Source organism: Pseudomonas sp. MPDS (genome assembly GCF_013283895.1).
Lineage (GTDB): Bacteria > Pseudomonadota > Gammaproteobacteria > Pseudomonadales > Pseudomonadaceae > Aquipseudomonas > Aquipseudomonas rhizophila.
In genome coordinates this window covers 1,852,781-1,865,887 of the sequence record NZ_CP054128.1, presented here as the reverse complement: position 1 = coordinate 1,865,887, position 13,107 = coordinate 1,852,781, and the positions used below count along the sequence as shown (strand labels likewise).

Annotated in this window: 12 protein-coding genes; 4 read left to right on the top strand and 8 right to left on the bottom strand. The window is 61.0% G+C overall.

From position 1 onward, the window contains the following. Window positions 1–149 precede the first annotated feature (149 nt). The 3 genes from hda to HQ912_RS08105 form a co-directional block, all read right to left on the bottom strand. On the bottom strand, window positions 150–854 hold the full coding sequence (gene hda / locus HQ912_RS08115; RefSeq protein WP_003178999.1) for a DnaA regulatory inactivator Hda: 705 nt from the start codon (window positions 852–854) through the stop codon (window positions 150–152). A 181-nt stretch (window positions 855–1,035) separates the two neighbouring features. Beyond that, the gene (locus HQ912_RS08110) at window positions 1,036–2,109 is read right to left on the bottom strand and encodes an AI-2E family transporter (protein ID WP_047228724.1); all 1,074 of its coding nucleotides are present in this window, start codon (window positions 2,107–2,109) and stop codon (window positions 1,036–1,038) included. A gap of 31 nt (window positions 2,110–2,140) precedes the next feature. Continuing rightward, window positions 2,141–3,199, bottom strand: a complete 1,059-nt coding sequence (locus tag HQ912_RS08105; protein WP_047228725.1) for a DUF2066 domain-containing protein — start codon at window positions 3,197–3,199, stop codon at window positions 2,141–2,143. Between the two features lie 365 nt (window positions 3,200–3,564). On the opposite strand from HQ912_RS08105, the gene purM reads away from it, so the two are divergent. The 4 genes from purM to HQ912_RS08085 all read left to right on the top strand — a co-directional run bounded on the left by purM (window position 3,565) and on the right by HQ912_RS08085 (window position 6,618). Beyond that, window positions 3,565–4,623: a phosphoribosylformylglycinamidine cyclo-ligase gene (gene purM / locus HQ912_RS08100; protein WP_173406655.1), complete on the top strand. Its 1,059-nt coding sequence runs from the start codon at window positions 3,565–3,567 to the stop codon at window positions 4,621–4,623. 11 nt (window positions 4,624–4,634) lie between these two features. Next, the gene (gene purN / locus HQ912_RS08095; protein WP_173406654.1) at window positions 4,635–5,285 is read left to right on the top strand and encodes a phosphoribosylglycinamide formyltransferase; all 651 of its coding nucleotides are present in this window, start codon (window positions 4,635–4,637) and stop codon (window positions 5,283–5,285) included. A gap of 8 nt (window positions 5,286–5,293) precedes the next feature. Continuing rightward, complete coding sequence (locus HQ912_RS08090; protein ID WP_047228728.1) at window positions 5,294–6,007, top strand: DUF3108 domain-containing protein; 714 nt, start codon at window positions 5,294–5,296, stop codon at window positions 6,005–6,007. Window positions 6,008–6,423: 416 nt separating this feature from the next. Then, window positions 6,424–6,618 carry a hypothetical protein gene (locus HQ912_RS08085; protein WP_047228729.1) on the top strand — a complete coding sequence of 65 codons (195 nt, stop codon included), beginning with the start codon at window positions 6,424–6,426 and terminating at the stop codon, window positions 6,616–6,618. 123 nt (window positions 6,619–6,741) lie between these two features. Here HQ912_RS08085 and HQ912_RS08080 read toward each other — a convergent pair whose 3' ends face one another. The 5 genes from HQ912_RS08080 to cysM form a co-directional block, all read right to left on the bottom strand. Beyond that, complete coding sequence (locus HQ912_RS08080; protein ID WP_030142404.1) at window positions 6,742–7,281, bottom strand: DUF2058 domain-containing protein; 540 nt, start codon at window positions 7,279–7,281, stop codon at window positions 6,742–6,744. A 26-nt stretch (window positions 7,282–7,307) separates the two neighbouring features. Further along, the gene (mazG, locus tag HQ912_RS08075) at window positions 7,308–8,141 is read right to left on the bottom strand and encodes a nucleoside triphosphate pyrophosphohydrolase (protein WP_047228730.1); all 834 of its coding nucleotides are present in this window, start codon (window positions 8,139–8,141) and stop codon (window positions 7,308–7,310) included. A gap of 170 nt (window positions 8,142–8,311) precedes the next feature. Further along, window positions 8,312–10,558, bottom strand: coding sequence for a GTP diphosphokinase (relA, locus tag HQ912_RS08070; RefSeq protein WP_047228731.1), 2,247 nt, complete (start codon window positions 10,556–10,558; stop codon window positions 8,312–8,314). A 100-nt stretch (window positions 10,559–10,658) separates the two neighbouring features. After that, window positions 10,659–12,029: a 23S rRNA (uracil(1939)-C(5))-methyltransferase RlmD gene (gene rlmD / locus HQ912_RS08065; RefSeq protein WP_173406653.1), complete on the bottom strand. Its 1,371-nt coding sequence runs from the start codon at window positions 12,027–12,029 to the stop codon at window positions 10,659–10,661. Beyond that, window positions 12,029–12,931: a cysteine synthase CysM gene (gene cysM, locus HQ912_RS08060; RefSeq protein WP_047228733.1), complete on the bottom strand. Its 903-nt coding sequence runs from the start codon at window positions 12,929–12,931 to the stop codon at window positions 12,029–12,031. The genes rlmD and cysM overlap by 1 nt, the downstream gene beginning before the upstream one ends. Window positions 12,932–13,107: the final 176 nt, after the last annotated feature.

Genomic DNA, 13,107 nt, shown 5'->3' with positions numbered 1-13,107 from the left:
CAAATTCAATCGATGCAAATGTGACTTCTCGGTTTTAGGTTTACATCTAAGCGCCCCAACCGTTTTCAACCCTCTGCAGCCTGCAGCCCAGAAGGGACGCGGGCTGTGCCGTGGTAGAAACAGGCTATAAGCCACTATTGCTGCGACTTCTACCAGCCAAGGGTTTCTTTCAAAAAAGGGATGGTCAGCTTGCGCTGGGCCTGAAGCGACGCCTGGTCGAGACGTTCGAGCAGTTCGAACAACGCGCTCATGCTGCGGGTGCCGCGGGTAAGGATGAAGTGCCCGACCTCATCGGTCAGGTGCAGGCCACGCCGGGAAGCGCGCAACTGCAATGCACGGAGCTTGTCTTCATCGGAGAGCGGGCGCATCTGGAAAATCAGCGCCAGGGTGAGACGGGACTTGAGATCGGCCAGCTTCACCGGCAGCTCCCGCGGCGATGTCGATGCAGCAATCAGCAAACGCCGGCCGCTGTCGCGTAACCGGTTGAACAGGTGAAACAGCGCTTCTTCCCAATCAGCCTTGCCGGCCACCGCCTGAAGATCATCCAGGCAGACCAGTTCGTACTGTTCAAGGTTGTCGAGGATCTCCACGCCGCGATCCAGCAACTCGGCCAATGGCAGATACACCGCCGGCTCACCCAATTGCTCGAACCGCAGGCAAGCGGCCTGCAACAGATGCGTGCGCCCCACCCCGTCCTTGCCCCACAGATAAATCAGGCTCTCGGTCCAGCCGGCGTCGGCTTCGCAAAGCCGCTCGACATAGCCGAGTGCAGCGGCATTGGCGCCTGGGTAGTAGTTGATAAAGGTGGCGTCATCACGCAGACGCACACCTAGGGGCAGCTGAATCGGTTTCATGCTGACTGAACAGTTCCAAAAGAACCGTTAGTGGCCTCTGTGTAAAGTGCGCAAAGTTTATACCCGTGACGCGGACCGCACAATGCGCCGGACCACGAGCAAAATCAAAGGTTTGCAGCGACAGAACGATGGAGCGACGGTTTCCCTGACGCTGGGACAACCGCCGCGCCCGCCATTGGCGCTATAGCTCGGGGTCTTCGACGCCACTGTAGATGTCTGAATCCTTGTACAGATCGTGCATATGACGCACCAGCACCATGATCACCGCCGCCACCGGCAGCGCCAGCAGGACCCCGGTAAAACCGAACAACTCACCCCCTGCCAGGATCGCAAAGATCACCGCCACTGGATGCAGGCCGATGCGATCACCCACCAGCAACGGTGTCAGCACCATGCCTTCCAGCGCTTGCCCGACCATGAACACCGCCACGATGCCGACCATCGGGTACAGATCACCGCCAAACTGGAACAAGCCGGCAATCAACGCCGCGCCGATACCGATGACGAAGCCCATGTAGGGCACGATGGCCGCCAGCCCGGCGATCAAGCCGATCAATAGCCCCAGCTCCAGGCCCACCAGCATCAATCCCGCCGCATAGATGAAGCCCAGCGCCACCATCACCAACAATTGCCCTCGCACAAACGCCCCCAACACTTCATGGCATTCGCCGGTCAGGGTCATGATGCGTTCTTCACGATGGCGTGGCAGCAGGCTGCGAATCTTGGCCATCATCAAGTCCCAGTCGCGCAGCAGATAAAAAGCCACCACCGGAATCAACACCAGGTTCGCCAGCCAACCGATCAACGCCAGCCCCGAGGCTGTGGCCTGGCTCAACACCACACCGACGATGTCAGAGGTCTGGCCCATATGCTCGCTGATGGCCGCCTTGACCTTGTCGAACTTCCAGAAGCCTTCAGCCAACCCCAGCCTCGACTGCACCCACGGCACGGCAGTGTGCTGTAACCAGTCGAGCATCTGCGGCGCCAGCTCGTACAGGCGCATCAGTTGCTTGGCCAGCATCGGTATCAGCACCAGCATCAGAGCAATGACAATCAAGATGATCAGCCCAAACACCGACACCACGCCCCAGGTCCTGGACAGGCCGAGTTTTTCCAGGCGATCTACCAGTGGGTCGAACAGATAGGCCAGGAGCAACGCAACCAGGAACGGCGTGAGGATCGGATGCAGCAAATAGATGAACACAAACAGCAGGGCGACCCCACCCAACCAGAACCAACGCCGCGTATCGCCCATGAACCACTCCTAGCTATATAAGAAAGAAAAACTACCAGCGAAACCGCAGGTTGGCGGTCGGCGCTGGCGCTGGCGCGGCGGCCGGAATGGAGCCATCAGCGGCTGGCTGGGCCATAGGCACTGGCGCGACGGCTTCGCCGGCAGGAATTTCCTGCAGTTTCGCCAGGGCCAATTGCGCTTTCAACTGTTCGGCGCTGCCGTTGACCCGATAAATGATCCGGTCCCCTTCAACCCGCTGCAACTGCCCACCGAACGGCTCGAGCAAACGCCCAAGCGCCGCATAACGCTCCAGGTTCATGCCCTGCACTTCCAGCAGCTGCTCGGTGGCCACGCCCGGCTTGGTAACGAAACGCGGCGCCAGGCGTTGACTCACCGCCAGCATCACCGCATCAGCCAGGGCGGCAGGGTCGGCGCCCTGGGCATTGCCCTGCTCGCGCTGGTCACCCTGCCACAAGCGCCAGGTCGCCTGCCATTGGCCGCCCTCTTCCTTGGCATGGACCGCCAGCAAGGCGTCTGCACCATAACGCTGCGATGCCTCGCGCAGCGGGGCCGGATCACTGCCTTCCAGGTTTGGTGCGGTAGCAACGATCTGCTCGCTCAAATCCGCCAGGGGCAGGTGCAGCGGCAGGCCGCGGTGCTGGGCGGCGCGGCGCAGTGGCTCGGCACTGCCCTGGCCATCGCCTACCAGGTTGGAACCTTCAGCCGAGTCGTTCAGCCACCAGCCCAGGATCGCAGGCCGATTCGCGCCCCACAGCGACAAGCCCGCCGAGCGCAAGGCCCGGTCAGTGCTCGCTGGATCGAAATCCACCTTGAGGCTTTCCGGCGGCCCGGCGTCGTAACCATATTGAAGAATGATCTGCTGGGGATCCTTGCGGATCGCCGCCAGACCGGGATTCTGCGCGGCCTTGGCATCGCCGGTCAGGCGCAGCACCAGCGTGTCGAGGGCGCGCAAAGTCGCCTGGTCACGCTCTTGCGGGGCCTGGCTGCTGACCGGCTCGAGCACCTGATAGAGGCTATTGAGGTTTTCGGCATGGCTCGCCACGCTGATCAACGACAGGCAGCCCACAGACAAGAGTTTGAAAAAACGCATGGAAGATTCCCGGACATAACGGCTGGAACAGGCCGTGTGAAGAAAATTGAGCATGGCTGTGACCACAGCACCTGGCAAAACATTCACACACCCGCTGGAAGTTTCGCACTGTCATAACCATAGCCGGTTACCGCTACACCTTATACAGACGCATCGCGCAGCACCAATAGGAGAAATATCGGTTTTTTTCCAAGGATATGTCCCTGCCCGTCGGCGCGAGGATGGCCGCTGCCCCTCAAGCCTGATAAAATCGCGCGCCTTCGCAGACCGGCAATGGCTGGGCACCCGGAATAATTCGTACAACGGTTATTCAATGGCCCCGGCGGTCGGTCGTTACCCAGAAATCCCCCCTAAAGGCCTGGATCATGAGCAAGCAACCCTCCCTGAGCTACAAGGACGCCGGTGTAGACATCGACGCCGGTGAAGCATTGGTCGAACGCATCAAGAGCGTCGCCAAGCGCACTGCGCGCCCGGAAGTCATGGGCGGCCTGGGCGGTTTCGGCGCCCTCTGCGAGATCCCGGCCGGCTACAAGCAACCGGTGCTGGTTTCGGGCACTGACGGCGTCGGCACCAAGCTGCGTCTGGCCCTGAACCTGAACAAGCACGACAGCATCGGCATCGACCTGGTGGCCATGTGCGTGAACGACCTGGTGGTGTGCGGCGCCGAGCCGCTGTTCTTCCTCGACTACTACGCCACCGGCAAACTGAACGTCGACACCGCCGCCCAGGTGGTAACCGGCATTGGCGCCGGCTGCGAGCTGTCCGGCTGCTCCCTGGTCGGCGGCGAAACCGCTGAAATGCCAGGCATGTACGAAGGCGAAGACTACGACCTGGCCGGCTTCTGCGTCGGTGTCGTGGAAAAATCCGAAATCATCGACGGTTCGAAAGTCGCCACTGGCGATGCCCTGCTCGCCCTGCCATCGTCCGGCCCGCACTCCAACGGTTACTCGCTGATCCGCAAGATCATCGAAGTCTCGGGTGCCGACATCGAGAACACCCATCTCGACGGCAAGCCACTGGCCGACCTGCTGATGGCCCCGACCCGCATCTACGTCAAGCCGCTGCTCAAGCTGATCAAGGACACCGGCGCCGTCAAGGCCATGGCCCACATCACCGGTGGCGGCCTGCTGGACAACATCCCGCGCGTACTGCCAAAAGGCGCCCAGGCGGTGGTTGACGTGGCGAGCTGGACCCGTCCGGCCGTGTTCGACTGGCTGCAAGAGAAAGGCAACGTCGATGAAACCGAAATGCACCGCGTGCTGAACTGCGGCGTAGGCATGGTGATCTGCGTGGCCCAGGAGCACGTTGAAACGGCCTTGAATGTACTGCGTGAAGCCGGCGAGCAACCTTGGGTCATCGGCCAGATCAGTACCGCCGCCGAAGGCGCTGCCCAGGTCGAGCTGAAAAACCTTAAGGCTCACTGATGCAAGAACAGATGTCTGCAACCTGTGATGTCGTGGTGCTGTTGTCCGGCACCGGCAGCAACTTGCAGGCCCTGATCGACAGCACGCGGACCGGCGATAGCCCGGTCCGCATCCGCGCGGTGATTTCCAACCGCGCCGATGCCTACGGCCTGCAACGCGCCAGGGATGCGGGTATCGACACCCGCGTCCTGGATCACAAAGCGTTCGATGGCCGCGAAGCCTTCGATGCCGCGCTGATCGAACAGATCGACACGTTCAATCCGCAACTGGTGGTCCTGGCCGGCTTCATGCGCATCCTCAGCGCCGGCTTCGTGCGTCACTACCAGGGCCGCCTGTTCAATATCCATCCATCGCTGCTGCCCAAATACAAAGGGTTACACACTCACCAGCGCGCGCTGGAGGCCGGAGACACGGAGCATGGCTGCTCGGTGCACTTCGTCACCGAGGAACTCGATGGCGGACCACTGGTCGTACAGGCAGTAATACCGGTAGAGTTGCACGACACGCCGCAAAGCCTGGCCCAACGGGTTCACGCCCGGGAACACCAGATCTACCCGATGGCCGTGCGTTGGTTTGCCGAAGGCCGGCTGACCCTCGACGATCGCGGTGCCTCACTGGACGGCCAGTTGCTCGCCGCCAGCGGCCATTTGATTCGATACTAGGAGATTTTATGCGTCGCGCCCTGCTCTTCGCTTGCGCTCTGCTTGCCCTGCCCCTGGCACAGGCCGCAGACCTTCAACCGTTCTCCGCCAGCTACACCGCCGACTGGAAACAGCTGCCCATGAGCGGCACCGCCGAGCGCAGCCTGACCAAAGAGGCCAACGGCACCTGGAAGCTGAGCTTCAAGGCTTCGATGATGATCGCCAGCCTGACGGAAGAAAGCACCCTGACCCTGGACAAGGACACACTGCTGCCACAGTCCTACCACTTTGAACGTGGCGGCTTGGGCAAGGCCAAGAAAGCCGACCTGGATTTCGACTGGAACACGAAGATGGTCACCGGCACCGATCGCGGCGATCCGGTCAAACTGCCACTCAACCGTGGCATGGTCGATAAATCCACTTATCAGTTGGCCCTGCAGCACGACGTGGCGGCCGGCAAGAAAAGCATGAGTTATCAGGTTGTCGATGATGGCGAGATCGACACCTACGACTTCCGCGTACTGGGCCCGGAGAAGGTCGATACCAAAGCCGGCCAGATCGACGCGATCAAGGTCGAGCGCGTGCGCGACCCGACAAAAAGCAAACGCATCACGGTGCTCTGGTTCGCCAAGGATTGGGATTACCTGCTGGTACGCCTGCAACAGGTCGAGACCGACGGCAAGGAGTACAACATCATGCTCCAGGACGGTACGGTCAACGGCAAGGCTGTCAAAGGCAGCTGATCCACACCGATATCAAGAGAAGCCCCGCCCAGTGCGGGGCTTTTTTATGCGCGGATTTCCTGAACACTAAAACTGCACCCGCGCAAAGTCAGGCTGTGGAAGATGAATCGGTGGGAGCGAGCCTGCTCGCGATAGCGCTAGGTCAGCCGGCATCGGTATTGACTGATACACCGTTATCGCGAGCAGGCTCGCTCCCACAAGGTGACTGCCCGACATTTCACCCCCCCGAAACATGAAAACTTCTTCATGAAAAACACCCTGCGACCGAATGCCGCGCATTGCCTGACCTGCGGGATCGCTGAGTTTTTCATGAAATTTTCTTAACAGGCCCAGGCATTTACTTAGCCGGCTACCCAAATCTATAACAAAGTCCTGCACACGCCTTGCTGCAGATAACAGAGATTGGAGCTTGCAAGATGACTGTGAAAGTAACTGAACGCGATGACGCTCACATGTCCCACGAAGGTATTGCCGCCGGTATCCGCATCTGGGATGTACACCAACAGGACCTGCTGGTGGGGATGTTCCACTCCGAGACGGATGCCCATAACTACAAAGCCGAGCTGGAATGCCAGGAAAGGCAGCGCTCGGCTGAAATGACAGAATCCTGAACGATAAGAATCTCTGTGGGAGCGAGCCTGCTCGCGATAGCGGTGGATCAGCGACATCAATGTTGGCTGACAGACCGCCATCGCGAGCAGGCTCGCTCCCACAGTTTAGTGTTCAGTTCATCCTTACCACATCAAATCATCAGGGATCTGATACGCCGCATACGGATCATCAGCATCCACTTCTTCGGTCTGGGTATTGAGCTGCACGATGCGCTTGGGATCGCGCTCTTGGATCTTCAGGGCCGCTTCGCGCGGGATCACTTCGTAGCCGCCGGCATGATGGACGATCGCCAGCGAGCCGCTGCTCAACTTGTTGCGCATCAGCGTGTTGACCGAGATGCGCTTGACCTTCTTGTCGTCGACAAAGTTGTAATAATCCTCAGTGGTCAGCTTCGGCAAACGCGAGACTTCGATCAATTGCTTGATCTGCGCGGCCCGGGCTTTCTGCTCGGCTTTTTCCTGCTGCTGACGGTTGAGTTCCTGATCGCGCTTGACCTTCTCGGCCATGGCCTCTTGGGCGGCGCGCTGCTGGGAGTCATCCAGTTCGATCTGGCCCTTGTGGGCCAGGCGCTGCTGTTTCTGTTTCTCTTTGCCGACCTGCTTGGCCTGCTTTTGGTTGACCAGCCCTGCTTTGAGCAACTGGTCGCGAAGGGAAAGGCTCATGGTGCTTACTCACTTAGGCAACAGCCTCAGCCACAGCTGGGCAAATTCTTTTCCTGACGTTTGGCTTCGCCCCATAAGGCGTCCAACTCTTCGAGGGTGCAATCTTCCATGGGACGGTGGGTGTCGCGCAATGCCTGTTCGATAAATCGGAAACGTCGCTCGAATTTCCCATTGGCGTCACGCAGGGCCGTTTCCGGGTCGATTTTCAGGTGCCGGGCCAGGTTCACTACGCTGAACAGCAGGTCGCCGATCTCATCGCTGATGGCCACCGAATCGTTGTCAGCCATCGCTTCGAGGACTTCGTCCAGCTCCTCCCGGACCTTGTCGAGCACCGGCAACGGGCCTGGCCAGTCGAAACCGACCTGAGCCGCACGTTTTTGCAACTTCGCCGAGCGGGACAACGCCGGCAAGGCAACGGGTACATCGTCAAGCAACGACAGCTGCTCCGGTGCCGAGGCCTTCTCGGCCCGCTCCTCGGCCTTGATTTCTTCCCAGCGCTGCTTGACCTGTTCTTCGCTCAGGCGCGGGATGTCCACGGGCGCGTAGAGGTCACCGGTAGGAAATACATGGGGATGGCGGCGGATCAGCTTGCGGGTGATGCTATCGACCACGCCGGCGAATTCGAAGCGGTTTTCCTCCCGCGCCAACTGGCTGTAATACACCACCTGAAACAACAGGTCGCCCAGCTCACCCTGCAAGTGATCGAAGTCGCCACGCTCAATGGCATCGGCCACTTCGTAGGCTTCTTCCAGGGTATGGGGGACGATGGTCGCGTAGGTCTGCTTGATGTCCCACGGACACCCGTACTGCGGGTCGCGCAGACGGTTCATCAGATGGAGCAGGTCTTCAAGGCTGTACATCAATCCAACTCATCACAAATCACCCTGTGGGAAATAATCCACTGGGAGTATGCCTGTGGGAGCAGCTTGCTCGCGATTGAGGTGGTGGCCCCAACGTATGTCGGAACTGATCCACCGCTATCGCGAGCAAGCTTTGCTCCCACAGGCTCGCTCCCACATTTGGACCGCGCTTAACCCGGCGTGCGATTACGCCGGGTCTCGATGATGTTCGGCAGTTGGGAAATCCGCCCCAGCAACCGCCCCAGCGCATCCAATCCCGGAATCTCGATGGTCAGGGACATCAGCGCCGTGTTGTCTTCCTTGTTCGAACGGGTGTTGACCGCCAACACGTTGATCCGCTCGTTCAACAACACCTGGGACACGTCACGCAGCAGGCCGGAACGGTCGTAGGCGCGGATGATGATGTCCACCGGGTAGGTGAGCACCGGCACCGGGCCCCAACTGACCTGGATGATCCGCTCCGGCTCACGGCCGGCCAGTTGCAGCACCGAAGCACAGTCCTGGCGGTGGATGCTCACCCCACGGCCCTGGGTGATGTAGCCGACGATCGCATCCCCAGGCAACGGCTGGCAGCAGCCGGCCATCTGGGTCATCAGGTTGCCCACGCCCTGGATCTGGATGTCGCCGCGCTTGCCCGGTTTGTAGCCGGTGGCTTTGCGCGGGATCAGCTCCAACTGCTCGTTGCCGCGTTCCGGCTCCACCAGTTGCTGGGCCAGGTTGACCAGTTGCGCCAGGCGCAAGTCGCCGGCACCGAGGGCGGCGAACATGTCTTCGGCGGTCTTCATGTTGGCCTTTTCGGCCAGCTTGTCGAAATCCACCTGCGGCAGGCCCAGGCGACTGAGTTCGCGCTCGAGCAAAGTCTTGCCGGCGGCGACGTTCTGGTCGCGGGCCTGCAATTTGAACCAGTGAACGATTTTCGCCCGCGCTCGCGATGTGGTGATGTAGCCCAGGTTCGGGTTCAGCCAGTCGCGGCTCGGCGTGCCGTGTTTACTGGTGATGATCTCGACCTGCTCACCGGTTTGCAGGCTGTAGTTGAGCGGCACGATCCGCCCGTTGATCTTGGCGCCACGGCAGTTGTGGCCGATCTCGGTGTGGACGCGATAGGCAAAGTCCAGCGGCGTGGCGCCCTTGGGCAGGTCGATGGCGTGGCCGTCGGGGGTGAAGATGTAGACCCGATCCGGCTCGATATCGACCCGCAATTGTTCGGCGAGACCGCCGATATCACCGAGCTCTTCATGCCACTCGAGCACCTGACGCAGCCAGGAGATTTTCTCTTCGTAGTGGTTGGAGCCCGACTTGACGTCGGTGCCCTTGTATTTCCAATGGGCGCAAACCCCCAGCTCGGCTTCCTCGTGCATGGCGTGGGTGCGAATCTGCACTTCCAGCACCTTGCCCTCCGGACCGATCACCGCCGTGTGCAGCGAGCGATAGCCGTTTTCCTTCGGGTTGGCGATGTAGTCGTCGAACTCCTTGGGAATGTGCCGCCACAAGGTGTGCACGATACCCAGCGCGGTGTAGCAGTCGCGCATTTCCGGGACCAGTACGCGAACGGCGCGAACGTCGTAGATCTGGCTGAATTCCAGGCCTTTGCGCTGCATTTTGCGCCAGATCGAATAGATGTGCTTGGCTCGGCCGCTGATGTCGGCCTCCACGCCCGTGGCCTGCAATTCTTCCCTCAGCTGGGTCATCACATCCGTGATGAAGCGCTCGCGATCCAGGCGCCGCTCATGCAGCAACTTGGCGATCTGCTTGTACTGGTCGGGCTCCAGGTAGCGGAAGGACAGGTCCTCCAGCTCCCACTTGATATGGCCGATGCCAAGGCGATGGGCCAGGGGGGCGTAGATGTCGAACACTTCCCGGGCGACGCGGTTGCGCTTTTCGTCGTCTGCGGATTTCACCGCGCGGATCGCGCAGGTGCGTTCGGCCAGTTTGATCAGTGCAACGCGCACGTCGTCGACCATGGCCACCAGCATCTTGCGCAGGTTCTCCACCTGGCCCTGGGTGCCCAGGACCATGGACTGGCGCGGACTGAGACTGGCACTGATCGCCGCCATCCGCAGCACGCCGTCGATCAGCTTGGCGACCACCGTACCGAAGCGCTGGCTGACGACCGGCAATTGGATCTGCCCTTCACGCACACCGCGGTATAGCACCGCAGCCACCAGGGAGTCCTGGTCGAGCTTGAGGTCAGCAAGGATTTCGGCGATCTCAAGGCCCGTCTGAAAACTCGAGGTGCCTTCGGACCAGAGGTTCTTCGCCGCGTTGTGCTGCTGTTCCGCTTCACGCGCGAACTCGCAGGCTTCTTTCAAGGCTTCGCGATCCAGTGCCGTGTCGATACTGACCGCGTGATCGAGCCAAGCCTCGAGATTGATACTGCCGTCGGTGTTGATCGGCTGGTGTGCTCTCACCTGTACCATCTTTACATACCTTCCCTATGACGCAGATTCAATGCGTCAATAACGCTGACCTTCGTTGCCCGTGTCCCCGCCCAGGGCTATGGCGGTTGGCACGAACGGGTCAGTCGGACAAGCCATCCTGGCTCGCTTCAAATAACGCCATGGCCTCGACATGTGCCGTCTGAGGAAACATATCGAGAATCCCGGCACGTTTTAACCGGTAGCCCTGCTTGATCAATTCGACCGTGTCCCGGGCCAAAGTTGCCGGGTTGCACGATACATATACCAACCGCCTGGCGCCCAGGGATGCCAGTTTGCGCACCACCTCGAAAGCACCGTCGCGGGGAGGGTCCAAGAGTACCGCAGAAAAGCCTTCGCCGACCCACTCGGCAGCCGACAACGGCTGGGATAAATCGGCCTGAAAAAAGGCAGTGTTATTCAAATTGTTGCTGACGGCATTGGCCGCCGCGCGGTCAACCATGGCCTGTACACCTTCCACCGCCACCACTTGGCGCACCGCCTTGGCCAGGGGCAAGGCAAAGTTGCCCAGGCCGCAGAACAAGTCCAGCACCCGCTCCTCGGCTCGGGGCGCGAGCCACTCCAGGGCTTGGGCCACCATCGCCTCGTTGACCCCGGCATTGACCTGGATGAAATCCCCCGGCCGGTAAGCCAGCTCCAGGTCCCAGGCCTCAAGGCGATAACCCAGCGTCTGTCCCGGTTCGACCGGTTGCGGCTCGCCCTCACCCTGCAGCCACAACTGGGCTTGGTGGGCGGCGCAGAAATCCTTGAGAATCGTCAGGTCAGGCGCCGACAGTGGCGACACGTGCCGCAGCAACACCGCCAGGGACGAGCCAGCGAACAATTCCACATGTCCCAGCGCCTGGGGCTTGCTCAGGCGACGGAGCATGTCCGGCAAGCGACTCATGATCGGCTGCAAGGGTTGTACCAGTACCGGGCAATCGCCGATGGCCACGATGTCCTGGCTGCCGACGGCACGAAAACCCACTTCGAGTTTTTTTGCCTTCTGATCCCAGCGCACCGCCACGCGGGCACGACGCCGGTAACCCAGTTCCGGCCCGCTCAATGGCGCAGCCCATTCATCCGGCTGCACGCCGGCGACCCGCGACAACTGCTCGGCGAGCATGCGCTGTTTCAGGGCGAGCTGTTCGTTGTGGGGCAAATGCTGGACGCTGCAACCGCCGCAGCGACCGGCATGCACGCACGGCGCCGCACGGCGCAGTTCACTGGACAGGAACACTCGCTCAGTGCGGACCTCGACCACTTTGCCATGGGCCCCCAGCACCCGCGCCTCGACCTCTTCGCCGGCCAGGGCGCCGATCACGAACCAGGTGCGCCCGTCCAGAAAGGCAATGCCCCGGCCATCGTTGGCCAAGCGTTCGATGGTCAAGCGCTGCTTCTTTCCGATGGGCACCTGCGGGGCCCGGCTTCCGCCGCTGGGCTGGAAGCGCAGACCTCTTTCTTGCTTGGCCATCAGTTGGGCGCGTCGAAAATGCCGGTCGACAAGTAGCGGTCGCCGCGGTCGCAGATGATCGCGACAATGACCGCGTTTTCGACTTCCTGGGACAAGCGCAGCATGCCCGCCACGGCACCGCCCGAAGACACGCCGCAAAAGATGCCTTCTTCACGGGCCAGACGACGGGTGATGTCCTCCGCCTCGCTCTGGGCCATGTCGATAATGCGGTCCACGCGGTCGGCCTGGTAGATTTTCGGCAGATACTCCTCGGGCCAGCGACGGATGCCGGGGATGGCCGAGCCTTCCATCGGTTGCAGGCCGATGATCTGCACGTTCGGGTTCTGTTCTTTCAAATAGCGCGAGGTGCCCATGATGGTGCCGGTGGTGCCCATCGAGCTGACGAAATGGGTGATGGTGCCATCGGTCTGGCGCCAGATCTCAGGGCCAGTGGTGGTGTAGTGGGCTTCGGGGTTGTCACCATTGGCGAACTGGTCGAGCACCTTGCCGCGACCCTCGGCCTGCATCCGCTCGGCCAGGTCCCGGGCGCCCTCCATGCCTTCGTCTTTGCTCACCAGGATCAATTCGGCGCCATAGGCGGTCATTGCGGCCTTGCGCTCGGCACTGGAGTTGTCGGGCATGATCAGGATCATCTTGTAGCCCTTGATCGCCGCCGCCATGGCCAGGGCGATGCCGGTGTTACCGGAAGTCGCCTCGATCAGCGTATCGCCGGGGCGGATCTGCCCGCGCAATTCGCCACGGGTGAGCATCGACAGCGCCGGCCGGTCCTTGACCGAACCCGCCGGGTTATTCCCTTCGAGCTTGAGCAAAAGCGTGTTGCTGGTCACGCCAGGCAGGCGCTGCAAACGAACCAGCGGAGTGTTGCCGACGCAATCGGCGATAGTGGGGTACTGCACGGTCATGGCGTATTCGCAATCCGGACTGCGGGGGCGCCTATCATACCGGCAAACCTTGCCAGGCCATATCACGCAAAGTGTGGTGGTTATGGCTTATGGGAATAAGCAACGAAAGTGGGCTGCAAGCTGCCACTCAGAAATCCTGATTGAAGGGATCGCCGAGGCACGGCAACCGGCGAGAC

Coding starts and splice junctions, on each gene's coding strand:
- hda (WP_003178999.1), bottom strand. CDS start 854: ATGAAACCGATTCAGCTGCCCCTAGGTGTGCGTCTGCGTGATGACGCC.
- HQ912_RS08110 (WP_047228724.1), bottom strand. CDS start 2,109: ATGGGCGATACGCGGCGTTGGTTCTGGTTGGGTGGGGTCGCCCTGCTG.
- HQ912_RS08105 (WP_047228725.1), bottom strand. CDS start 3,199: ATGCGTTTTTTCAAACTCTTGTCTGTGGGCTGCCTGTCGTTGATCAGC.
- purM (WP_173406655.1), top strand. CDS start 3,565: ATGAGCAAGCAACCCTCCCTGAGCTACAAGGACGCCGGTGTAGACATC.
- purN (WP_173406654.1), top strand. CDS start 4,635: ATGTCTGCAACCTGTGATGTCGTGGTGCTGTTGTCCGGCACCGGCAGC.
- HQ912_RS08090 (WP_047228728.1), top strand. CDS start 5,294: ATGCGTCGCGCCCTGCTCTTCGCTTGCGCTCTGCTTGCCCTGCCCCTG.
- HQ912_RS08085 (WP_047228729.1), top strand. CDS start 6,424: ATGACTGTGAAAGTAACTGAACGCGATGACGCTCACATGTCCCACGAA.
- HQ912_RS08080 (WP_030142404.1), bottom strand. CDS start 7,281: ATGAGCCTTTCCCTTCGCGACCAGTTGCTCAAAGCAGGGCTGGTCAAC.
- mazG (WP_047228730.1), bottom strand. CDS start 8,141: ATGTACAGCCTTGAAGACCTGCTCCATCTGATGAACCGTCTGCGCGAC.
- relA (WP_047228731.1), bottom strand. CDS start 10,558: ATGGTACAGGTGAGAGCACACCAGCCGATCAACACCGACGGCAGTATC.
- rlmD (WP_173406653.1), bottom strand. CDS start 12,029: ATGGCCAAGCAAGAAAGAGGTCTGCGCTTCCAGCCCAGCGGCGGAAGC.
- cysM (WP_047228733.1), bottom strand. CDS start 12,931: ATGACCGTGCAGTACCCCACTATCGCCGATTGCGTCGGCAACACTCCG.